At 61.2% G+C, this 21333-nt stretch carries 22 protein-coding genes; 12 read left to right on the top strand and 10 right to left on the bottom strand.

The window, feature by feature from the left end; genetic code table 11:
* Position 1: 1 nt before the first annotated feature.
* The 4 genes from livM to TU79_RS20655 all read left to right on the top strand — a co-directional run bounded on the left by livM (position 2) and on the right by TU79_RS20655 (position 4305).
* On the top strand, positions 2-1279 hold the full coding sequence (livM, locus tag TU79_RS20670; RefSeq protein ID WP_057009735.1) for a high-affinity branched-chain amino acid ABC transporter permease LivM: 1278 nt from the start codon (positions 2-4) through the stop codon (positions 1277-1279).
* Positions 1276-2151, top strand: coding sequence for an ABC transporter ATP-binding protein (locus TU79_RS20665; protein WP_057009734.1), 876 nt, complete (start codon positions 1276-1278; stop codon positions 2149-2151). Before livM ends, TU79_RS20665 begins: the two co-directional genes overlap by 4 nt.
* Positions 2148-2864: an ABC transporter ATP-binding protein gene (locus TU79_RS20660; protein ID WP_003236180.1), complete on the top strand. Its 717-nt coding sequence runs from the start codon at positions 2148-2150 to the stop codon at positions 2862-2864. The genes TU79_RS20665 and TU79_RS20660 overlap by 4 nt, the downstream gene beginning before the upstream one ends.
* A gap of 676 nt (positions 2865-3540) precedes the next feature.
* Positions 3541-4305, top strand: coding sequence for an SDR family oxidoreductase (locus TU79_RS20655; RefSeq protein ID WP_057009733.1), 765 nt, complete (start codon positions 3541-3543; stop codon positions 4303-4305).
* 111 nt (positions 4306-4416) lie between these two features.
* Here the strand turns inward: TU79_RS20655 and TU79_RS20650 are convergent, their stop codons facing one another.
* The 7 genes from TU79_RS20650 to TU79_RS20620 form a co-directional block, all read right to left on the bottom strand.
* Entirely contained in the window at positions 4417-5523 is a 1107-nt protein-coding gene (locus tag TU79_RS20650; RefSeq protein ID WP_057009732.1) for an AGE family epimerase/isomerase, read from the bottom strand.
* A gap of 170 nt (positions 5524-5693) precedes the next feature.
* Positions 5694-6266, bottom strand: a complete 573-nt coding sequence (locus TU79_RS20645; RefSeq protein ID WP_057009731.1) for a HupE/UreJ family protein — start codon at positions 6264-6266, stop codon at positions 5694-5696.
* Between the two features lie 23 nt (positions 6267-6289).
* Positions 6290-6904, bottom strand: coding sequence for an urease accessory protein UreG (gene ureG, locus TU79_RS20640; RefSeq protein WP_057009730.1), 615 nt, complete (start codon positions 6902-6904; stop codon positions 6290-6292).
* A 23-nt stretch (positions 6905-6927) separates the two neighbouring features.
* The gene (locus TU79_RS20635) at positions 6928-7602 is read right to left on the bottom strand and encodes an urease accessory protein UreF (protein ID WP_057009729.1); all 675 of its coding nucleotides are present in this window, start codon (positions 7600-7602) and stop codon (positions 6928-6930) included.
* Positions 7599-8099, bottom strand: a complete 501-nt coding sequence (gene ureE, locus TU79_RS20630; RefSeq protein WP_057009728.1) for an urease accessory protein UreE — start codon at positions 8097-8099, stop codon at positions 7599-7601. Before ureE ends, TU79_RS20635 begins: the two co-directional genes overlap by 4 nt.
* Positions 8100-8291: 192 nt before the next feature.
* On the bottom strand, positions 8292-8924 hold the full coding sequence (locus tag TU79_RS20625) for a TetR family transcriptional regulator (protein WP_057009760.1): 633 nt from the start codon (positions 8922-8924) through the stop codon (positions 8292-8294).
* A 182-nt stretch (positions 8925-9106) separates the two neighbouring features.
* Positions 9107-9475, bottom strand: coding sequence for a hypothetical protein (locus TU79_RS20620; RefSeq protein ID WP_057009727.1), 369 nt, complete (start codon positions 9473-9475; stop codon positions 9107-9109).
* A gap of 345 nt (positions 9476-9820) precedes the next feature.
* On the opposite strand from TU79_RS20620, the gene TU79_RS20615 reads away from it, so the two are divergent.
* Entirely contained in the window at positions 9821-11887 is a 2067-nt protein-coding gene (locus TU79_RS20615; protein WP_057009726.1) for an AsmA family protein, read from the top strand.
* Positions 11888-11983: 96 nt separating this feature from the next.
* Here TU79_RS20615 and TU79_RS20610 read toward each other — a convergent pair whose 3' ends face one another.
* Entirely contained in the window at positions 11984-12514 is a 531-nt protein-coding gene (locus TU79_RS20610; protein WP_003236159.1) for a ferritin-like domain-containing protein, read from the bottom strand.
* Positions 12515-12602: 88 nt separating this feature from the next.
* Positions 12603-13517: a DMT family transporter gene (locus TU79_RS20605; RefSeq protein WP_057009759.1), complete on the bottom strand. Its 915-nt coding sequence runs from the start codon at positions 13515-13517 to the stop codon at positions 12603-12605.
* Between the two features lie 121 nt (positions 13518-13638).
* Here TU79_RS20605 and TU79_RS20600 point away from each other — a divergent pair, with 121 nt between their 5' ends.
* From TU79_RS20600 to TU79_RS20575, 6 genes are all read left to right on the top strand, one after another.
* Complete coding sequence (locus TU79_RS20600) at positions 13639-13941, top strand: PsiF family protein (RefSeq protein ID WP_057009725.1); 303 nt, start codon at positions 13639-13641, stop codon at positions 13939-13941.
* Positions 13942-14134: 193 nt separating this feature from the next.
* Complete coding sequence (locus TU79_RS20595) at positions 14135-15148, top strand: AI-2E family transporter (protein ID WP_003236152.1); 1014 nt, start codon at positions 14135-14137, stop codon at positions 15146-15148.
* A gap of 87 nt (positions 15149-15235) precedes the next feature.
* On the top strand, positions 15236-15709 hold the full coding sequence (locus TU79_RS26435) for a hypothetical protein (RefSeq protein WP_197675634.1): 474 nt from the start codon (positions 15236-15238) through the stop codon (positions 15707-15709).
* Positions 15710-15752: 43 nt separating this feature from the next.
* Positions 15753-16316 carry an ATP-binding cassette domain-containing protein gene (locus TU79_RS26430; protein ID WP_057009723.1) on the top strand — a complete coding sequence of 188 codons (564 nt, stop codon included), beginning with the start codon at positions 15753-15755 and terminating at the stop codon, positions 16314-16316.
* A 428-nt stretch (positions 16317-16744) separates the two neighbouring features.
* The gene (locus tag TU79_RS20580; RefSeq protein WP_057009722.1) at positions 16745-18109 is read left to right on the top strand and encodes a DUF6861 domain-containing protein; all 1365 of its coding nucleotides are present in this window, start codon (positions 16745-16747) and stop codon (positions 18107-18109) included.
* 14 nt (positions 18110-18123) lie between these two features.
* On the top strand, positions 18124-18747 hold the full coding sequence (locus TU79_RS20575; RefSeq protein WP_057009758.1) for a GAD-like domain-containing protein: 624 nt from the start codon (positions 18124-18126) through the stop codon (positions 18745-18747).
* 82 nt (positions 18748-18829) lie between these two features.
* On the opposite strand, the gene TU79_RS20570 is transcribed toward TU79_RS20575, so the two are convergent.
* A complete protein-coding gene (locus TU79_RS20570) occupies positions 18830-20098 on the bottom strand; it encodes an Hsp70 family protein (RefSeq protein ID WP_057009721.1) in 1269 nt (422 codons plus the stop codon).
* A gap of 238 nt (positions 20099-20336) precedes the next feature.
* Here TU79_RS20570 and TU79_RS20565 point away from each other — a divergent pair, with 238 nt between their 5' ends.
* Positions 20337-21275, top strand: a complete 939-nt coding sequence (locus TU79_RS20565; protein WP_057009720.1) for a DnaJ C-terminal domain-containing protein — start codon at positions 20337-20339, stop codon at positions 21273-21275.
* Positions 21276-21333 lie beyond the last annotated feature (58 nt).

The raw sequence follows: 21333 nt of genomic DNA, 5'->3' as shown, positions 1-21333 counted from the left end.
CATGTCTGCTGCCAAACCTGTCGATATCAAGAAAAGTGTGGTCGATACGATCCTTGCCGGGCTGATTTCGTTGATCGTGTTCGGTCCGATCGTCGGCGTGGTCCTCGACGGCTACAGCTTCAACCTGGAACCGGCCCGCGTGGGCCTGCTGGTGGCCATCGTGATGGTCGGCCGCTTCGCCATGAGCCTGTTCCTGCAAACCCCCAGGGGCCTGAAGATCCTGCAGGGCTTCGAAAGCAGCGGCTCCGGCGTGCATGTGCGGGCGCCGGACTACAAGTCGCGGCTGCGCTGGATCATCCCGGCGTTGATCGTGATCGCCATCGTGTTTCCGATCTTCGCCAACAAGTACCTGCTCACGGTGGTGATCCTCGGGCTGATCTACGTGCTGCTCGGCCTGGGCCTGAACATCGTGGTCGGCCTGGCCGGGCTGCTCGACCTCGGTTACGTGGCGTTCTACGCCATCGGTGCCTATGGCCTGGCGCTGGGTTATCAATACCTCGGCCTGGGCTTCTGGACCGTGTTGCCACTGGCGGCCATCGCGGCGGCGTTAGCGGGGTGCATACTCGGCTTCCCGGTGTTGCGAATGCACGGTGACTATCTGGCCATCGTGACCCTGGGCTTCGGTGAAATCATCCGCCTGGTGCTCAACAACTGGCTGTCGTTCACCGGCGGGCCGAACGGCATGCCCGTGCCGTCGCCGACCTTCCTGGGCCTGGAGTTCGGCCGGCGCGCGAAGGACGGCGGGATACCCTTCCACGAATTTTTCGGCATCGACTACAACCCCAATATCAAATTCCTGTTCATCTACATCGTGCTGTTCCTGGTGGTGCTGGCCGTGCTCTACATCAAGCACCGCCTGACCCGCATGCCGGTCGGCCGCGCCTGGGAAGCCCTGCGTGAAGATGAGATCGCCTGCCGCTCCATGGGCCTGAACCATGTGCTGGTCAAGCTTTCGGCGTTCACCATCGGTGCATCGACTGCCGGCCTGGCCGGGGTGTTCTTTGCCAGCTACCAGGGCTTCGTGAACCCGTCTTCGTTCACCTTCTTCGAGTCGGCGCTGATCCTCGCCATTGTGGTACTGGGCGGCATGGGCTCGACGGTGGGCGTGGTGATCGCGGCGTTCGTATTGACCGTGGCGCCTGAGCTGCTGCGCAGCTTCTCGGAATACCGCGTGCTGCTGTTTGGCGTGTTGATGGTGGTGATGATGATCTGGCGACCACGCGGGTTGATCCGCATCAGCCGAACCGGTGTGACCCCACGTAAAGGAGTGGCGCCATGAGCAAGGAAGTCGTCCTCAGCGTGGAACATTTGATGATGCACTTCGGTGGCATCAAGGCCTTGAGCGATGTGAGCCTCAAGGTCGAACGCAACTCGATCTTCGCCCTGATCGGCCCCAACGGCGCGGGCAAGACCACCGTGTTCAACTGCCTCACCGGCTTTTACAAAGCCAGCGGCGGCAAGATCGAACTCAACGTGCGTGGCAAGCAGACCAACGTGATCCAACTGCTCGGCGAGCGTTTCAAGGCCGTGGACTTTGTCTCGCCGAAAAGCTTCTTCAGCCGCGTGTACTACAAGATGTTCGGCGGCACCCACCTGGTCAACCGCGCAGGCCTGGCCCGTACGTTCCAGAACATTCGCCTGTTCAAGGAAATGTCGGTGCTGGAAAACCTGCTGGTGGCCCAGCACATGTGGGTCAATCGCAACATGCTCGCGGGCATCCTCAACACCAGGGGCTACCGCAAGGCCGAAAGCGATGCGCTCGACCATGCGTTCTACTGGCTGGAAGTGGTCGACCTGGTGGACTGCGCCAACCGCCTGGCCGGCGAACTGTCCTACGGCCAGCAGCGCCGCCTGGAGATCGCCCGCGCCATGTGCACGCGGCCGCAGATCATCTGCCTGGACGAACCGGCCGCCGGCCTCAACCCTCAGGAAACCGAAGCCCTCAGCGCGATGATTCGCCTGCTGCGCGACGAACACGACCTCACGGTAGTGCTGATCGAACACGACATGGGCATGGTGATGAGTATTTCCGACCACATTGTGGTGCTCGACCACGGCAACGTGATCGCTGAAGGCGGGCCGGAGGCGATCCGCAACGACCCGAAAGTGATCGCCGCCTACCTGGGCGCCGACGAAGAGGAGCTGGTATGAGCGGGCCTATCCTCGAAATGAAGGACCTGGATGTGTTCTACGGCCCGATCCAGGCCCTGAAAAAAGTCTCGCTGCACATCAACGAAGGCGAAACCGTGAGCCTGATCGGCTCCAACGGCGCAGGTAAATCCACGCTGCTGATGTCGATCTTCGGCCAGCCACGCGCCGAGTCCGGGCAGATTCTGTACAACGGCGTCGACATTACCCACAAGTCGTCCCATTACATCGCCTCCAACGGCATCGCGCAGTCGCCGGAAGGGCGGCGGGTGTTCCCTGACATGACCGTTGAGGAAAACCTGCTGATGGGCACCATCCCCATCGGTGACAAGTTCGCGCAGGAAGACATGCAGCGCATGTTCGAGCTGTTCCCGCGGCTCAAGGAGCGGCGCAATCAGCGTGCCATGACCATGTCCGGCGGCGAGCAGCAAATGCTCGCCATCGCCCGCGCGCTGATGAGCCGGCCCAAGCTGCTGCTGCTGGACGAGCCGAGCCTGGGCCTGGCGCCGATTGTGGTGAAGCAGATCTTCTCGACCCTGCGCGAGCTGGCGGCGACCGGCATGACCATCTTTCTGGTGGAGCAGAACGCCAACCACGCGTTGCGCCTGTCGGACCGCGCGTATGTGATGGTCAACGGCGAAATTCGCCTCACAGGTACCGGCAAGGAATTGCTGGTGAACGAGGACGTGCGCAATGCCTACCTCGGCGGGCATTGATCTGAAGGGTTGATGCAGTTTTACATGGGTTTTGGGGGGCATTTGAAATTGTGGAAAACAAATCCAGCCCCCCTCCAAACCGCGACATATAGCCGCCGCAAATCCCTGTTTTGTCACAGTTTTGACTTGTCCCCATCCGCTGTGGAACCGGCTGTGGGTAACGTGGGTGTAGCTGGCTGAAGGCCTTTAAATACGTGGCTTTCAGCGTGGTGGTTGTTTATTGATCAGCGGTTTTTGCGTGGCTCGTCGGAGGGTTTGTCAACCTGTTTAAAGACACAGGTATATGACCGAATCATGTCGGATCAGCCTGTGGATAAGTCTGTGACTAAACTCTGGAAAGACCTCCGTAGAGGCCGGATTAACTGGCCTGGAGCCATCGTTCGGATTTTCCCTCTTTACCCAGGCCTACATACGGCCCGGTCCAGGTCAAGCAAAAAACTTTCTAAAACCGCCTGCGAGCCTTGTGTACAGCGGCTTCAAGCCTGTTCGACTTGCCCCCAAAGACTGTGGGCGCAGCTGTGGATAACCTGCGTGCATATGGCTGCAAGCCACGGTTCACAAGGCGTTGAATAAAGCGATCAAAAAATGATCAGCTGGTGTGCCTGGCGGTTGCCGCAAGCGCCGCGTACGGGCATTCTGCTGGCAACTTTTTCCCGATGTTCGCAAGGAGACCACCATGTCCGACACGTTGTTTATTACCGGCGCCACCTCAGGTTTCGGCGAAGCCTGCGCCCGTCGTTTTGCCGAGGCCGGCTGGAAACTGGTGCTTACCGGTCGCCGTGCCGAACGCTTGAATGCGCTGGTCGAAGAGCTTTCCAAACAGACCGACGTGCACGGCCTGGTGGTGGACGTGCGTGACCGCAAGGGCATGGAAGAGGCCATCGCCAACCTGCCGCCGTCGTTCGCCACCCTGCGCGGGCTGATCAACAACGCCGGCCTGGCCGTGGGCACCGATCCCGCGCCCAAATGCAGCCTCGACGATTGGGAGACCATGGTCGACACCAACATCAAGGGCCTGCTGACCACCACCAACCTGCTGCTGCCGCGCCTGATCGCCCACGGACGGGGCGCGGGCATCATCAACCTGGGCTCCATCGCCGGCAACTATCCGTATCCGGGCAGCCACGTGTATGGCGCCTCCAAGGCGTTCGTGAAGCAGTTCTCGCTGAACCTGCGTTGCGACCTGCAGGGCACCGGCGTGCGCGTGACCAACATCGAGCCGGGCTTGTGCGAGAGTGAGTTTTCGCTGGTGCGTTTTGGCGGCGATCAGGCGCGCTATGACGCCACCTATGCCGGCGCCGAGCCGATCCAGCCGCAGGATATCGCCGATACGATCTTCTGGGTAATGAACACCCCGGCGCATGTGAACATCAACCGGTTGGAGCTGATGCCGGTGAGTCAAACCTGGGCAGGGTTTGCGATTGAGCGTGGTGCCAGGTAGGGCTTTGAACCGCGTCGCGGCCATCGGGAGCAAACCCCCCGGTTCACACCTGTCGATTTGCGAACCCATTCAAATGTGGGAGGGGGCTTGCCCCCGATGAGGCCGCAAAGATCAGCCGAGATACTTGATCAGCCCCTGATAGCAAGTCGCCAAATGATAAGGCGTGGTCGAGGGCATATCCCGTCGGCTCACCGTGCCCTTGGCATCCAGGCATTCATGCCAGCCCTTTGCATGCAGGAAATGCTGCTGCAGCGCCAGCAATTGGCGCTGCAACACCGCTTCACTGCCCGGCCGCAAGGTCAGTGCCCGCAGGTATTCAGCCTGGGCCCAGATCCGTTGGGTGCCATCACGCACATTGCCGTCCAGGTCGAGCATGCCGCTCACGGCGCCGCTGGCGTTATCCACACCCTTTAGCTCGGCATAGGCAAAGGCTCGGCTGAGCGATGCATGCAGCGGCGTGCCGCGCAGCACATCTGATGAGTCGAGCAGGAAGAACCATTCGAACTGGTGGCCCGGTTCGAACCAGTTATCCACGGCACCCAAGGGTTTTTCCAGCATCACGCCGTGCCCAGGGTCGATGAAGCGCTGCTGCATCGCCGTCGCCAGGTGCAGCAGGGCGGCTTGCACGTTTGCGTCTTCACGCACCGCCAGGGTGGCGAGGAACGCCTCGGCCAGGTGCATCAACGGGTTTTGCAGCGGGCCGGACGACAGTGACGACCAGTCGCGCTCCAGCACCGCGTCGTACAGGCCGTCGCCGCTGGCGAACCGCTGGGCAACCACTTCGAGCGCGGCGTTGAGGACCGACGCCACCAGCGGCTCGCGCACCTTGGCCCAGTAATGGGCGCAGGCGAAGATGATGAAGGCGTGGGTGTAAAGGTCTTTGCGCGTATCCAGCGGTTGGCCGGCGGGGTCGATGCTGTAGAACCAGCCGCCGTGCTCGGCGTCATGGAAATGCTGTTGCAGGGAGCGAAACAGCGCGGCTGCGCGTGTTTGCGCAAAGTCGGCTTTCGGCTCGCCGATCAGGCTGGCGAACAGGTACAACTGACGGGCGCAGGCCATGGCGCGATAGCGCTGGGGCGGCAAGGGATGGTGGTCGGCGTCGAGTGCCTCGTAGGGCAGCGCCAGCTCGGCATGCCAGCCCGGGCCTTGCCAGAGCGGCACGATCAGGTCATGGAAATGGGTGAGTACGGTATTCAAAAGCGGGGAAGCGCTGGGCATCGGCTGGCGTCGTCACGGCAGGGGCGTAGGCGCGCATGGTAGCAGGCTTGGGTGCGGTGGTGTCTGCGCCACCGCCCTCGCGGGCAAGCCCGCTCGCCACATAGGCTCCAGTTTGCTGCGCGACAGCGCTAAGTCGAAGACTTGCGATGGGGCCGGCACAGGTGCCGAAATCAGCCCGCGAGCAACCACACGCCAGTCGCCGCCGAAGCCGCCCCAGCCACCCGCACCAACGGCGCCGCCGCTGCCGGCAGCACGCGCACCACGGCGTAACCGGCCGCATGCAGCATGGCCGTCGCACCGACAAACCCCGCCGCATACGCCCAAGGGCTGGACATCTCCGGCAGTTCCAGGCCATGCGCCACCCCATGGAACAACGCAAACAGCGCCGTCGCACCCACTGCCACAAACAGCGGCGGACGCACCGCCAGCGCCACCGCCAGGCCCAGTGCCAGCACCGATGCGGCGATGCCGCTTTCCAGCGCCGGCAATGCCAGGCCTTCAAACCCCAGCACGCCGCCGAGCAGCATGGTGCCGACGAAGGTGCACGGCAGCGCCCAGCGTGCCGCGCCTTTTTGCTGGGCGGCCCACAGGCCTACCGCGAGCATGGCCAGCAAGTGGTCGATGCCGCCCAGGGGATGGCTGATGCCGGCCACCAGGCCGTTATCGCCGTGGCCCGGATGGGCGAAGGCCAGGGCAGGGGCCAGTAGCAGCGCAGCGGTGGCGAACAGTTTGTTGAGGCTCATAAACAGGCTCCGTAATGGGTTGATCAGGCGTTGGTCAGCAGGCCCTGGCGTTCGATGAAAGCGACAATCTCTTCCAGGCCGACGCCGGTTTTCTGGTTGCTGAACACAAAAGGTTTACCGTTGCGCATGCGCTGGGTGTCGCTGTTCATCAGCTCCAGCGAGGCGCCCACCAGCGGTGCCAGGTCGATCTTGTTGATCACCAGCAGGTCGGATTTGCAAATACCGGGCCCGCCCTTGCGCGGCAGCTTGTCGCCGGCCGACACATCGATCACGTAGATAGTCAGGTCCGACAGTTCCGGGCTGAAGGTGGCCGACAGGTTGTCGCCGCCGGACTCCACCAGGATCAGGTCCAGGCCAGGAAAGCGCCGGTTGAGCTGGTCGACCGCTTCAAGGTTGATCGAGGCATCTTCGCGGATCGCCGTGTGCGGGCAGCCGCCGGTTTCCACGCCGATGATGCGCTCCGGCGCCAGGGCCTGGTTGCGCACCAGAAAATCGGCGTCTTCGCGGGTATAAATGTCGTTGGTGACCACGGCCAGGTTGTAGCGATCGCGCAGCGCCAGGCACAGGGCCAGGGTGAGGGCGGTCTTGCCGGAGCCCACCGGGCCGCCGATGCCGACACGCAGGGGTTGTGAGTTCATGTGCTTCTCCACATCAAGGGAATCTAGGAACGGAACAGGCGGCTGTATTGGCGCTCGTGGGCCATGCACGCCAGGGACAGGCCAAACGCGGCGCTGCCCAGTGAGTGGGGGTCGATGCGCGCGGCGTCCTGCTGGGCCTGCTGCAGCAGCGGCAGCAGTTCACTGGTCAGGCGCTGCGCGGCTTGCTGGCCCAGGGGCAGGGTTTTCATCAGCACCGCCAGCTGGTTTTCCAGCCAGCTCCACAGCCAGGCGGCCAAAGCGTCGTCGGGGCTGATGTGCCAGGCGCGGGCGGCCAGGGCCCAGCCCAGGGCCAGGTGAGGTTCGGCGCGCAGAGCGAGGAAATCCCTGGCGGCGTCGTCCAGTTCGGGCAAGCCATTGAGCAGTTGCTGCAGCGAGTAGCCCATCTGCCGGCTCTCCTGATACAGCTCGCGGGTCTCACGGCTGGCACGGTGCTCTTCGCACAGGTGCGCCAGTTGCGACCAGTCATTAACAGCGGCGGCGCGGCAGTGGGCGAGCAGCAGCGGCGCTTCGAAGCGCGCCAGGTTGAGCAGCAACTGGTCGCTGATCCAGCGCCGCGCGCTGGCGGCATCCGGCACGCGGCCGTTGTCCACGGCCATTTCCAGGCCTTGGGAATAGCTGTAGCCGCCAATCGGCAATTGCGGACTGGCCAGGCGCAGCAATGCCCAGGCTGGATTCATGTACGCACGCCGAATTGATGCAGTTTGGGCGGGTAGTTGAAGTCCTCATCGCCATGGCGCGAGTGATGATGGCCGCCCCCGTAGGCACCGTGTTCCGGCTGAAACGGCGCCTCGATGGTTTCGGCCTGCGCGCCCAACTGTTCGAGCATGGCCTTGAGCACGTAATCATCAAGCAGGCGCAACCAGCCGTCGCCGACTTGCAGGGCCACGTGGCGGTTGCCCAGGTGATAGGCGGCGCGGGTCAGTTCAAAGGCGCTGCTGCAGGTGACGTGCAGCAGTTGTTCAGGCCGTGCGCACACGCGCACCACTCGGCCGTCTTCAGCCTGCAGGCATTCGCCGTCATGCAGCGGCGGCTGGCCACGCTCCAGAAACAGGCCGACGTCTTCGCCGTCGGCACTGAAACAGCGCAGGCGGCTTTTACTGCGGGCTTCGAAGTTGAGCAGCAGCTCGGCGGCCCATTGGGCCTGGGGGGCGATTCGGCGGTGGATCACCAGCATCAGAGGGCTTCCAGCTATGAGCGATAACGGAGCTAGAGCAAGGGGCTTGCCAACCCAGGGCCGGTTGTAGGAATTGCCTGTCAGGGCGCGTCGCTGTGCCTCCGAATAGGGCGGCAACGTATTCAGGGTGTGACTCAATGTGGTGCGTTGCGTGCGCTGCGGCACTGGATGGGGGCGTTTTTGCCTGGCGGCTTATTCAGTGCTGCCCAGACCTTGCCAATGCTTGAGACCAATGAAGATAAAGCGCAATTGCTGAGTGATTTTGGCCTGGGGCGTGAGGTGTTCAGGCAGGGCATGGGCGGGCGGGTCGATGATATCGGGCAGGGTGGCGAACACGCTCTTGACGATCAGGTCGGCCATCACATGCAAGCCGTCGGCCTGCAGGTGCGCCAGCTTGGGCATGCGTGTGAGGTCGGCGGCGAGGTCGCGGGTGATGTCTTCGCGCAGGGCCGCGATGGCCTGACGCACGGCGAGGCAGCCGCCGTATTGCTCACGGGCCAGGAACAGGAATTGCGAACGGTTGGCCGAGACCACATCGAGAAAGATCCGCACCGAGGCATCGATGATGCCGCCCATCACGAATTCGTTGTGGCGTACCAAGCGGATAGTGGCGCGAAAAGTCTGGCCGACCTCGCTGACCAGCACGAGCCCGAGCTGATCCATATCGGCAAAATGCCGGTAGAAACCTGTGGGCACGATCCCGGCCGTCCTGGCCACTTCGCGCAGGCTCAGGCTGCCGAACCCACGGCCGCACTCCATCAGATGGCGGGCTGCGTCCATCAGGGCGAGGCGTGTCTGTTGCTTCTGTTCGGCACGGGGCAGCATGGGCGGGTGAGCTTTGTCGGCAAGTACAGCGACGCACTCTAGCAAAAGCGCTTTGTCGGCGTCGAACTTGGCGGCGTGGAGCGAGGGGTAATGCGTTAAATCAAGGGCGGCGGTGTTAGTGACCTTGGCGAGCAAGCTCGCTCCTGCGAATGGCGGAGCGAGCTGTCTGGGCCATCACAGGCTCAGCTCTGTGCTTGATGCAGGTCTTGCAGACGATCAGCACCACCTTCGGCAACGCCTTCAGTGTAGGCGCGCTCGTTGGCTTGCTCGGCGCCGCCTTCAACCAGGCCTTTTTCTTCCAGGCGGTGGCGGCCGTTTTCGCTCAGGCCTTCGGTGTAAGCGCGTTTGTTGGCTTGCTCCGAACCGTTTTCAGCAACGCCTTTGGCGTAGTCGCGGTTTTCATCTTCTTGCGAGCCGCTACGGGCCAGGGTCTGGCTGGACTGAACGGCCTGAGCCTGGTTTTGTGGGATAGTCTGCTCGGCGGCTGGCAGGGCAAAGGCACTGGAAGCCAGGACAGACAGCAGGACGGTAGCGAGTACTTGGCGTTTCATGATGGTTGCTCCTTGGGAGGGCGATAAAGTGGGTACAGGACGCATGCTACTCTCGATATATCGATATAAAAGTTCATAAACGCAATGGTAATAATCAACACAATTGATGGTTCGCGCGGAAGGCTCTAGAGCGGGGCTCTCAAGCACGCGGTTTTGCACCCAAGTGGGTATTTTCGACACAATGGCGGGTAGCAATGGTGCAGGCGGGTAAACAAAATCTGTCGATCCGATCAGGAAAAAAGCATTTTTCGGTTAAATCAACCAGCGGGTTAAACCCCGCTGCGGTTTGCCAGTCGTACCCTTATGAGCTGTATTCCAGCTATTCGTGTTCAGGAGTTTTGTGCAATGACGCGCACTCGTAAAATCATCGCCTGGTGCTGCGCCAGCTTCGCTGTGTTAGTCGCTGCGTTTGTGGTGTTCCTGGTGTTTTTCGACTGGAACCGCATCAAGCCGCCGCTCAATGCCAAAGTCTCCGAAGAACTGCACCGCCCTTTCGCCATTAATGGCAACCTCGCCGTGGTGTGGCAGCGCGAGCCCGAGGAAGGCGGCTGGCGCGCCTGGGTGCCGTGGCCCCATGTGATCGCCGAGGACCTGACCCTGGGCAACCCGGAGTGGTCGAAGCAGCCGCAGATGGTCACCTTGAAAAAGGTCGAGCTGCGCATTTCGCCCCTGGCCCTGCTGGCGCAACGCGTGGCGATCCCGCGTATCGACCTCACCGAACCGAGTGCCCAACTGCAGCGCCTGGCCGATGGCCGCGCCAACTGGACCTTCACGTTCGACCCCAAGGACCCGGACGCCGAGCCGTCCAGCTGGGTGGTCGACATCGGCGCCATCAAATTCGACAAGGGCCATGTGACCCTCGACGACCAGACCCTCAAAACCCAGCTCGATGTGATCATCGACCCGCTGGGCCAGCCGATTCCCTTTGCCGAAATCGTCGGCGATGCCGACGCTAAAAAGGCCCTGGAAAAAGGCTCCGCGCCGCAGGATTACGCGTTCGGGCTCAAGGTCAAAGGCCAGTACCACGGGCAGAAACTCGACGGCAGCGGCAAGATCGGCGGTCTGCTGGCCCTGCAGGACGCGGCCAAACCGTTTCCCCTGCAAGCCCAGCTCCAGGTCGGCGACACCCGCATTGCCGTGGCCGGCACCCTGACCGACCCGCTCAACCTCGGCGCGCTTGACCTGCGCCTCAAACTGGCCGGCGCGAGCCTGGGCAACCTCTACCCGCTCACCGGCGTGACCCTGCCGGATTCGCCGGCCTATTCCACCGACGGCCATCTGATCGCCAAGCTGCATGAAGCCAGCGGTGCGTCGTTCCGCTATGAAAATTTCAACGGCAAGATCGGCAACAGCGATATCCACGGCGACCTGGCCTTCGTCGCCAGCCAGCCACGGCCCAAGCTCAGCGGCACACTGGTGTCCAACCAGTTGCTGATGACCGACCTGGCGCCGCTGATCGGCGCCGACTCCAACGCCAAGCAAAAAGCCCGAGGCGGTGCCAGCAAGCAACCAGCCACCAAGGTATTGCCGGTGGAAGCGTTCCGCACCGAACGCTGGCGCGACATGGATGCCGATGTGGAATTCACCGGCAAACGCATCGTGCACAGCGCCGACCTGCCCTTCACCGATCTCTACACCCACGTGGTGCTCAACGACGGTGAACTGAGCCTGGAGCCGCTGCGTTTCGGCGTGGCTGGCGGCAAGCTCGATGCGCAGATTCGCCTCAACGGCCGTATCACGCCGATGGAAGGTCGCGCGAAACTCAGCGCGCGCAACTTCAAGCTCAAGCAGCTGTTCCCGACCTTTGAACCGATGAAAACCAGCTTTGGCGAACTTAACGGGGATGCCGACATCACCGGACGCGGCAACTCCGTCGCAGCCTTGCTCGGCAGTTCCAACGGTGACCTGAAGATGCTGATCAATGACGGTGCCATCAGCCGTGGGCTGATGGAGATCGCCGGGCTCAATGTAGGTAACTACGTGGTTGGCCGCCTGTTCGGCGACAAGGAAGTGAAGATCAACTGTGCGGCGGCCGACTTCGGCATCAAGACGGGCCTGGCGACCACCCGGCTGTTCGTGTTCGATACCGAGAATGCCATCATCTACATCGATGGCACCGCGAACATGGCCACCGAGCAGCTTGACCTCACGATCAGCCCGGAATCCAAGGGCTTCCGTCTGTTCTCGCTGCGTTCGCCGCTGTACGTGAACGGGCCGTTCATCAAGCCCAATGCCGGCGTGAAAGCGATCCCGCTGGCCCTGCGTGGCGCCGGCATGGTGGCGCTGGGCGTGATCGCAGGTCCGGCCGCCGGCCTGCTCGCACTGGTGGCGCCGAGCGGCGGCGAGCCCAACGAGTGCGCACCGTTGCTGCAACAGATGAAGGAAGGCAAGGCGCCCAAGACCGTTAAATAACGGACGGCGCAAGCCCCCTCCCACCGTTTATTTTCGGTGTGGCAAAAAAAGAGGGGGAGCCGTTTGACCGGCTCCCCCTCGTTTTTGCGTGACGACTTACAGGCTTTCGAGAATGTCCGCCATGTCGTCGGCATGCTCTTCTTCCTGAGCCAGAATCTCTTCAAACAGACGGCGGGTGGTTGGGTCCTTGTCGCCGATGTACTGGATGATTTCGCGGTAGCTGTCCACGGCGATACGCTCGGCCACCAGGTCTTCGTAGACCATTTCCTTCAGCGAATTACCCGCCACATACTGCGCGTGGGAGTTTTTCGACAGCAGGTCAGGGTTGAACTCAGGCTCGCCGCCCAGTTGCACGATGCGCTCGGCAAGTTTGTCGGCGTGTTCGGCTTCCTGGGTCGCGTGCTCGAGGAATTCATCGGCGGCGACGGAGGCCTTGATGCCGCTAGCCATGAAGTAGTGACGCTTGTAGCGCAACACGCACACCAGCTCAGTGGCCAGCGATGCGTTGAGCAGGCGAATGATTTCTTCGCGGTCGGCGTTGTAGCCTTCGGTCACGGCGCCGTTTTCGACGTTCTGGCGGGCGCGGCTGCGCAGGGTCGCAACGTCAGTCAAGTGTGCTTCGGTCATCTCAATCTCCTGGTGCTAATCCGGTTGTACGCCACGCTCTGTCGGCGTGATCGCTACAGGTTGTGAGTCGCGGCCAGGGCAAAAAGTTTTATTGGATTTTACCGGATGTGTCACGAGGGCCTTGCTGACGGTTCTGGCTTACCGGTGTCGTCCAGCGCTCCGACAGGATCACCCCGCCCAGAGTCAGCAATCCACCCACCAGGTGATAAAGCGCCAGTTCTTCTTTCAACACCACGGCTGCAATCAGCGCGGTGATCAACGGCAGTAAATTGAAAAACAGCGTCGTGCGGCTCGGTCCCAGGGTCTTCACCGAATGCATCCACGCCAGCGGCGCCAGCATTGATGCCAGCAAGCACGCGTACAGCACCAGCGGCACGTTCGCCCAGCCCAGGCCCGCCTTGGGTGAGAACAGGAACAGCGGAAACAGCACCACCACCGCCACCAGCACCTGCAAGTACAACAACACCAACGGCGGCAGGCGCAGTTGCCATTTTTTCAGCAGGGTGCTGTAGACCGCGTAGGCCAGGGTGGCCACCAGCATCATGCCGTCGCCGAGGTTGACCCCGTGTTGCAGCAGCGCGCCCAGGCTGCCGGACGACACCACCACGACCACGCCGGAGAACGACAGCACCGCACCGGCAAGCGCGCCGTGGGTGAGGCGCTGGCCCAGGCTGATAATCGCGGCAGTCAGGGCCATCAACGGCATCAGCGACAGGATGATGCCCATGTTGGTCGCCGAGGTCAGCGTCGCCGCGTAATAGGCCAGGCTCTGATACACCGCCATGCCCAGCACACCCAGCACGAAGACCTTGCGCAGGTTCGGGCGGATGACTGACCAGTGGGCAATCACCGGCTTGAGCATGAACGGGGTGAACAGCAGCGCCGCCAGCAACCAGCGGTAGAAGCCGATTTCGGCCGGGAAGATCGAGCCCACCGCCAATTTGTTGATCACGGTGTTGCCGGCCCAGATAAAAATGGCCAGCAGGGGATACGCGTATTGCATGAACATCGCCGTATAGGTGGATGGGCGAGGATTATCCACCGTCCGCGCAGGAAGGTGTAACAGGGTTTGACTACACTCTGCCCAAGCCGTGCCCGTCGGCGCGGTAACCGGGAGAAACTCCATGAAGATGCTGCGTATTCCTTTGCTGATGATTGGACTGTTGCTGTGTTCCCAAGGCTTTGCCGCCACCGCCCAGCAAAACAAGATGACCACCTGCAACGCCGAAGCCACTACCAAAACCCTCAAGGGCGACGAGCGCAAGGCCTTCATGAAGACCTGCCTCTCGGCCCCGGCCGCCAATGACGCCAAGACTGTCACGCCGCAGCAGCAAAAGATGAAGGACTGCAACGCCTCGGCAAAAACCAAGGCGCTGGCCGGCGATGCGCGCAAGGCCTACATGAGCACGTGCCTCAAGGGCAACTGACAGCGCACATCCCCCGTGGGAGCGGGCTTGCTCGCGATAGCGGTGGTTCAGTAGGCGATACATTGACTGACACACTGCCATCGGGAGCAAGCCCCCTCCCACACTTGATCGCATTCAGAGCGTCACCTCTCGCTTGATTCCTGGAACGCTGGCAGACTGCCCATCCTTTTATCGCCGTTCGTTCTGAGGCTGTATGCCAACGTTTTCTCAGCGTCACGTGATATTGCTGGCCAGCTACATCATCATTTTCGGCGGGTTGCTGCTGGTGCTGCCGCTGAAGTTGCTGCCCAGCCTGCTGGCAGGCCTGCTGGTCTATGAGCTGGTCAACATGCTCACCCCCCAACTGCAACGGCTGATCGAAGGTCGCCGCGCGCGCTGGCTGGCGGTGGCCTTGCTCGGCACGCTGATCGTCAGCGTGCTGGCGCTGATTTTCGCCGGGGCCATCAGCTTTCTGCTGCACGAAGCGGAAAACCCCGGCGCCTCCCTCGACAAATTCATGGGCGTGGTCGACCGCGCACGCGGCCAGTTGCCGCCGTTCCTCGACGCCTACCTGCCCGCCAGCGCCGCCGAATTTCGCGTAGCCATCGGCGACTGGCTGAGCAAGCACCTGAGCGAACTGCAACTGGTGGGCAAAGACGCTGCGCACATGTTCGTCACCCTGCTGATCGGCATGGTGCTTGGCGCCATCATCGCCCTGCAGCGCGTGCCCGACCTGACCAAGCGCAAACCCCTGGCCGCCGCGCTGTTCGACCGCCTGCACCTGCTGGTCCAGGCCTTTCGCAACATCGTTTTCGCGCAGATCAAAATCGCTGCGCTCAACACCGCCTTCACCGCGATCTTCCTCGCCGTGGTGCTGCCGCTGTGCGGTATCCACCTGCCCCTGACCAAAACCCTGATCGTGCTGACCTTCCTGCTCGGCCTGTTGCCGGTGATCGGCAACCTCATGTCCAACACCCTGATCACCATCGTCGCGCTGTCGCTGTCCATCTGGGTCGCGGTGGCGGCGCTGGGTTACCTGATCGTGATCCACAAGGTCGAATACTTCCTCAACGCCCGCATCGTCGGCGGGCAGATCAGCGCCAAATCGTGGGAACTGCTGCTGGCGATGCTGGTGTTCGAAGCCGCGTTCGGCTTGCCGGGCGTGGTGGCGGGGCCGATTTACTATGCGTACCTCAAGAGCGAGCTGAAGCTGGGTGGGATGGTTTAAGCCCTTTCAGTTGAATTCTCATCCCTCCGTTACGTTCTCGATTTCTTTGCCTGTATAAGTTAATGCCATTGCACCGGATGACCGTCAGTGAGCAACAACGCCCTCCACGCCGCCGAACGTCCAGGCATCCTCGGGTTGGTGCTTCCCTATTGGCGTAGCGCTGAGCGCTGGAAGGCAATGGCCTTGCTGGTGGTCATTCTGACCATCAGCTTCACCACGCTGTATGCACACATCGCGCTCAACGATGTTCAGGGCAAAACCACCGATGCGTTGATCGAGCTGGACTGGTCGACGATCAAGCCTTTGCTGCTGCTGACCTTTGGCTATGGCCTGATCACGGTGTTGCTGCCCATCACGTCGACGATCTTCCAGGATTATCTGAAGTTGCGCTGGCGCACCTGGGTTACCCGAGGGCTGATCGAGCGGTGGACTCTCGTTCTTCCAGCAGGCCTACCGAAATTTCACTCAATGGATGGCCTGGACCAATCGGCTCAGAGACCTGCACTGGGCCTTCAACAAGGCTCAGGCCCAGCCGCACCCCATCAACATCAGGCAAGGTGAAACCTCGGCACTGATCTGTCACCAGCTCACCTTGCAGTCCCCGATGCACCAGCCGCTGGCGACCGTGCAAGACTTGCGCGTCAATCCCGCAGAACGCTGGCTCATTCGCGGCCCTTCCGGCTGCGGTAAAAGTACGCTGCTGCGCGCCTGTGCGGGCCTGTGGTCGCACGGTGTCGGAGACATCGAGCTGCCGTCTGGAGCACAGCTGATGTTCCTGCCGCAAAAGAGCTACATCCCGACCGGCTCCCTGAAAGCTGCACTGTGCTACCCCGCCGAAGCCGATCATTTCACCGATGCTCGGTGTCACCAGGTGCTGATCGACTGCTGCCCTGAACACCGCGCGTCCTCACTCACCCAAACCGAGCGCTGGCAGCACGTGCTTTCAGGTGGTGAGCAGCAGCGCCTGGCAATCGCGCGGGTATTGTTGCACCGCCCCGATTTCATCTTCCTTGATGAAGCAACCAGCGCTCTCGATGCAGCGACCGAACGGCATCTGTACCAGGCATTGATTGCTCAACTGTCGACAAGCGCGATCATCAGCGTCGCCCATCGCCAGTCTCTGGCAGACTTTCACGATCATCACCTTGACCTTGCGCCTGCCCGATAAAAGGCGACCGTCGTGGCAAGGAATCCGGGCTGTACACAGTGCCAAAATTTGGGAGGAACATATGAATTCGCCGCAGCGCATCCACTGACCCGCGGCATACGTTGGTTATATCCCTTCCAAGTAATAAAGCCGGATAAAGCACTTCATATGTAAGACTCTTCTTGCACTCGCGTCCTGGGACGTTATGTGAATCTTCCTATTGGTTTTATCTGCACTGCTTTCGGTGGCTGGTAATTTTAAAGTTCAGTAAGTTACTTCGGACTTTAAAACACCTTACGCCCGCCGCAACTCGCCAACTGCTCATCATCAGTAGTTGCTGTTTTATTCCCTGCCTGGATCTGTCAGCCCAGCGCGGACGCGAAATCTGCGAAAACAGTAAATGTGTGCGGTGAAGTTTTCTCCACTCTTCCCGCCCGCAGGAGCGATGCATGTCTTTATGGGGTATTCCGAGCTGGTTTCAGATTGAAAGAGAGATCGAACGCCACTTCAGATGGCACGGTATTGGGGAGCGCCACCGGGGTTTTAACCCGCTCGGCGCACCCAGTTCCTTTAATGCGCCGAGCATGGATTTGATCCGTCGCCGCATCAATTGCGTGCGCCTGGCGTGCGATCTTGCCGAAAAAGAAGCCGTGTACAACCTGCTCAAGCGCTTCGCTGATCTTGATATTCGCAGCGTGCTTGGCGAGCTGGTCAAGGTGGTGGCCGAGATGGCCATGATCATTATCGGCAGTGCCTTGGGCGGCGCCATGATCGGTGGCGGAGCGGGCCTGATGGCGGGCGGCGTGGGCGCATTCCCGGGGGCCATGGCCGGCGCGGCGGTAGGCGTGCAGGCGAGTTCGTGGATTCTTGGCGCGCTGGGGCTGGCCTCCATCGCCGAGTTCTTTACCGAAGGCCTCAAGCCCATCGCGGCGGGCTACATCAGAGGGATTTCCACCGCCTGGGAAGGCCCGCAGGAGCGAGTTGGCAATCCCATGGGGTCGTTCTCCAGCGACCACATTCCGGCGCGGCAAGGTGCGTCGGAAATCGCGCGCTCCCATGAGGCCGTGGTGATTCTGCTGCTGAGCGCCATCGTCGCCTACCTGACGCGAGGCCGCGGGAACGCCAGCGTGCTCGCCAGCGAAATGCTCGCCAGCAAACGCGGCGCCAGGCTTGGCCAGTGGGTGCTCAAGCATGAAGACGCGCTGAAGCAGCATCCCGCCCTGAAACCGCCGGAACCCCGGCGCGGCGCACTGAGCCCTGGGGAGACAACGCCGTCGAATCGACCGTCCGGCAAAGACAAGGAGCCTGGTAAAGGCAAGCCGAACACGATGCTGCTGCACGAGGTTGAGTGCTTCAAGGCGGACAAGCTGCCGGTTTACAAGGTGGGAGAATTCGAGCGGCAGTTGAAGGGGCAGGAGGGTGGGTTGAATCGGCTGACGGTTGAGGAGTATTTGGAGAATATTGCGAGTCCGGTGAAGCGCAGTGCTAAAGCTTCCAGGCAGGCCCGACAAGACTTGGAGGAAAGGTTGCGCGCAAGATTTCAAATTGAATTCGTAGAATTGGGTCCCGGTGCTGCAAAGCAAGCTGCAATTAAGAAAGCAAGGGAAACGATGGCAAGCCTTGCCGCACTCCATAATCCTGATCTGAAGGCTGGCGGCAAGGATGTCATCGCCGATTTCGGTGATCGGCAAGTCAATTCCAGCATCGGGCCGCAGTGGAGGCCAAAAATTCAAAACCTGAAAGAGGCTGCTGAGAAAGTCCCGGAATATCAGCGGAAATCAACTTTTATTAACGTAAAATTGCATAAATGCTGATCAAGGAGGCATACGTGGACGAGGTATTTACACTTTTTATAGAAGAGCTTGGTGGCCCTATCGACCGACAGGAAGTGCCGGTATCAAGCATCGAGCGCTACAGAGGCAAACTGCCTGACAAGCTGCTGGAGTACTGGGCTGAACACGGTTGGAGCGGATACGGTAACGGGATTTTCTGGCTGGTAAATCCGCAGGAATATGAGGGGGTAGTGGCTTCATGGATTGAGGGGACGAAGCTTGAACAGCACGATACTTACCATTTGATTGCGCGCGGTGCATTTGGCGGCCTGTACCTGTGGGGCGAAAGGACCGGATATTCCCTGAAGATAAGCAGCATTGTTTCTCGGTGCGTTATCCACGACTTCGAACCCACACCGGAAATAATGGACCGCAGGCTTCAGGACTTTTTACTGTCCATAAGCGTGAAATCCAACGACTTTGGCGATCTCTTCAAACCCGCCAGGAAAAAGCTCGGCACCCTGCGCCACGACGAGATGTATGGCTACGTTCCAGCACTGATGCTCGGTGGCCCAGACACGCTTGATCATCTTGAAAAGGTAAAGGCCGTTGAGCACCTGATCTTTCTCTCTCAGCTCGCGCCACTTGAGCCCTACAGCTTTTCAGATATTCAGTTCTGATCAAAGGAACGGGCCCGTGGACAATGCAGTTGCAGAGCACAAAGAGCATTCCCACGCTCTGCGTGGGAATGCTCCCGGGAACTCAACTGCCGTAGCGCTTGCTTGCCTCAATCGCCAGACCACTGCCGATGCTGCCAAAGATATTGCCTTCCACATGCCGCGCATTCGGCAGCATCGCCGAGATGCTGTGGCGCAGCGCCGGGATGCCGCTGGAGCCGCCGGTAAAGAACACGGTGTCCACCTGCTCGACGCTCACCGAGGCGTCATTGAGCAACTGCGTGACACTGGCGCGGATGCGCTCCAGCAAATTGTCGATGGACGACTCGAACAGCGCCCGGCTCAAGTCCACGCTCAAGCCCTTTTCAATCCGGTCCAGCGCCACGTGGCGGCGGTCTTCATGGGTCAGCTGGATCTTGGTTTCCTCAACCTCCATCGCCAACCAGTGCCCGGCGCGCTGCTCGATCAACTTGAACAGGCGGTCGATGCCGCCGGTGTCTTCAATGTCGTAGCGCATGCTGCCCAGGGCCAGCTGGGATTTTTGCGAGTACACCGAGTTGATGGTGTGCCAGGTGGCCAGGTTCATGTGGTGGCTGGTGGGCATGTAGGCGCCGCTTTTCATGCGGCTGCCGTAGCCGAACAGCGGCATCATGCCTTGCAGGCTGAGCTGTTTGTCGAAGTCGGTACCGCCGATGTGCACGCCGCCGGTGGCGAGGATGTCGCTCTGGCGGTTGTCGTTGTGGCGGCGGTCCGGTGACAGGCGCACCAGCGAGAAGTCGGACGTACCGCCGCCGATGTCGACGATCAGCACCAGCTCTTCCTTCTGGATGGTCGACTCGTAGTCGAACGCCGCCGCAATCGGCTCGTACTGGAACGAGATGTCCTTGAAGCCGATGGCGCGGGCCACGTCCACCAGGGTGTTTTCCGCTTCCTGGTCGGCCATGGGGTCGTCGTCGACGAAGAACACCGGGCGGCCCAGCACAACCTCTTCGAACTCACGACCGGCGGTGGCTTCGGCGCGGCTCTTGAGCTGGCCGATAAACAGCGCCAACAGGTCAGTGAACGGCATCGCGGTGCCGAGCACGCTGGTGTCGTGCTTGATCAGCTTGGAACCCAGCAGGCTCTTGAGCGAGCGCATCAGCCGGCCTTCGTAGTTTTCCAGGTACTCGTGCAGCGCCAGGCGGCCGTACACCGGGCGGCGCTCCTCGAAGTTGAAGAACACCACCGACGGCAAGGTGATCTTGTCGTCCTCCAGCGCAATAAGCGTCTCCTCGCCGGGGCGGATCCAGCCGACGGTGGAGTTGGACGTGCCGAAGTCGATACCGCAGGCACGGGCTGGGGAAGAGTTTTTCATGTCTATCGGGTTCCGGTTGAAAAACGGCCGCGCAGTGTATGCCAGTCGAAGGCGGATGCGTAGGCCGACCATCCGTTAAATAGTGCTTGAAACGGCGCGATTCGCCCCCACATCTGCTGCATACGGCACGCGCCGATAACACTTTGACGCACCCCCGGGCACACCACTCAACACGTGCAAACCATCGCACGGTGTGGAACGGGCGGTGCGATCTCGATTTAAGGAAGGTGAACCGCCGATGGATTTCAAAGACTACTACAAGATTCTGGGTGTCGAGCCGAGCGCCGATGACAAGGAAATCAAGGCCGCCTATCGCAAGCTCGCGCGCAAATATCACCCCGACGTGAGCAAGGAAAAAGACGCCGAAGCCAAGTTCAAGGACGCGTCCGAAGCCTACGAAGCGCTCAAGAGCGCCGACAAACGCGCCGAATACGATGAATTGCGCAAATACGGCCAGCACGGCCAGCCGTTCCAGGGCCCGCCGGGCTGGCAGAGCCGTGGCGGCTTTGGCGGCGGCGCGGGTACTGAGGATTTTTCCGATTTCTTCAGCTCGATCTTCGGCAATCGCGGCGACGGCTTTGGCGGCGGTCAACGTCGTCCGGCCGGGCGCAAGGGCCAGGATGTGGAGATGCAACTGACGGTCTCGCTGGAGGAGACGCTCTCGGCCGAGTCCAAGCAGATCAGCTTCCAGGTGCCGCAATATGACGCTTCGGGCCGGCATGTGAGCAACACCACCAAGAGCCTGAACGTGAAGATCCCCGCCGGCGTGGCCGACGGCGAGCGCATCCGCCTCAAGGCCCAGGGCGCGCCCGGCATCGGCGGCGGGGCCAATGGCGACCTGTACCTGATCATCCGGTTTGCGCCGCATCCCAAATTTGAAGTGGACGGCAACGACCTGATCATCAACCTGCCGCTGGCACCCTGGGAATTGGAGCTCGGCGCCGAGGTTGCCGTGCCGACGCTGACCGGCAAAATCAACCTCAAGGTGCCGGCCGGCAGCCAGAACGGCCAGCGCATGCGCGCCAAGGGCCATGGCTTGTCGAACAGGGCCGGCGAGCGCGGTAATCTGTTCGTGCAGCTCAAGGCCGTGATGCCAAAAAGCAGCGACGAAGAGGTCAAGGCCTTGTGGCGGGCGCTGGCCCAAAAAGCCGCGTTCAACCCTCGCGAGCATTTCTGAGCCTCCATAAATAGGTAGGCATTGCCCACCAGGGCCATTCGATAGGCTGGTTTTTCAA

It is taken from the genome of Pseudomonas trivialis (assembly GCF_001439805.1).
GTDB lineage: Bacteria > Pseudomonadota > Gammaproteobacteria > Pseudomonadales > Pseudomonadaceae > Aquipseudomonas > Aquipseudomonas trivialis.
Note: the sequence above shows the minus strand (reverse complement) of the source record. Positions and strands in the feature narration are given on the sequence as shown.

Bases quoted from the DNA above. Each gene is read 5' to 3' on its own strand.
- TU79_RS20635 (WP_057009729.1), bottom strand. From the start codon at position 7,602: ATGAATCCAGCCTGGGCATTGCTGCGCCTGGCCAGTCCGCAATTGCCG.
- TU79_RS20650 (WP_057009732.1), bottom strand. From the start codon at position 5,523: ATGCCCAGCGCTTCCCCGCTTTTGAATACCGTACTCACCCATTTCCAT.
- TU79_RS20610 (WP_003236159.1), bottom strand. From the start codon at position 12,514: ATGACCGAAGCACACTTGACTGACGTTGCGACCCTGCGCAGCCGCGCC.
- TU79_RS20620 (WP_057009727.1), bottom strand. From the start codon at position 9,475: ATGAAACGCCAAGTACTCGCTACCGTCCTGCTGTCTGTCCTGGCTTCC.
- TU79_RS20660 (WP_003236180.1), top strand. From the start codon at position 2,148: ATGAGCGGGCCTATCCTCGAAATGAAGGACCTGGATGTGTTCTACGGC.
- ureG (WP_057009730.1), bottom strand. From the start codon at position 6,904: ATGAACTCACAACCCCTGCGTGTCGGCATCGGCGGCCCGGTGGGCTCC.
- TU79_RS20645 (WP_057009731.1), bottom strand. From the start codon at position 6,266: ATGAGCCTCAACAAACTGTTCGCCACCGCTGCGCTGCTACTGGCCCCT.
- TU79_RS20580 (WP_057009722.1), top strand. From the start codon at position 16,745: ATGTCTTTATGGGGTATTCCGAGCTGGTTTCAGATTGAAAGAGAGATC.
- ureE (WP_057009728.1), bottom strand. From the start codon at position 8,099: ATGCTGGTGATCCACCGCCGAATCGCCCCCCAGGCCCAATGGGCCGCC.
- TU79_RS20625 (WP_057009760.1), bottom strand. From the start codon at position 8,924: ATGCTGCCCCGTGCCGAACAGAAGCAACAGACACGCCTCGCCCTGATG.
- livM (WP_057009735.1), top strand. From the start codon at position 2: ATGTCTGCTGCCAAACCTGTCGATATCAAGAAAAGTGTGGTCGATACG.
- TU79_RS20600 (WP_057009725.1), top strand. From the start codon at position 13,639: ATGAAGATGCTGCGTATTCCTTTGCTGATGATTGGACTGTTGCTGTGT.
- TU79_RS20605 (WP_057009759.1), bottom strand. From the start codon at position 13,517: ATGCAATACGCGTATCCCCTGCTGGCCATTTTTATCTGGGCCGGCAAC.
- TU79_RS20565 (WP_057009720.1), top strand. From the start codon at position 20,337: ATGGATTTCAAAGACTACTACAAGATTCTGGGTGTCGAGCCGAGCGCC.
- TU79_RS20595 (WP_003236152.1), top strand. From the start codon at position 14,135: ATGCCAACGTTTTCTCAGCGTCACGTGATATTGCTGGCCAGCTACATC.
- TU79_RS20655 (WP_057009733.1), top strand. From the start codon at position 3,541: ATGTCCGACACGTTGTTTATTACCGGCGCCACCTCAGGTTTCGGCGAA.
- TU79_RS20615 (WP_057009726.1), top strand. From the start codon at position 9,821: ATGACGCGCACTCGTAAAATCATCGCCTGGTGCTGCGCCAGCTTCGCT.
- TU79_RS26430 (WP_057009723.1), top strand. From the start codon at position 15,753: ATGCACCAGCCGCTGGCGACCGTGCAAGACTTGCGCGTCAATCCCGCA.
- TU79_RS20570 (WP_057009721.1), bottom strand. From the start codon at position 20,098: ATGAAAAACTCTTCCCCAGCCCGTGCCTGCGGTATCGACTTCGGCACG.
- TU79_RS20665 (WP_057009734.1), top strand. From the start codon at position 1,276: ATGAGCAAGGAAGTCGTCCTCAGCGTGGAACATTTGATGATGCACTTC.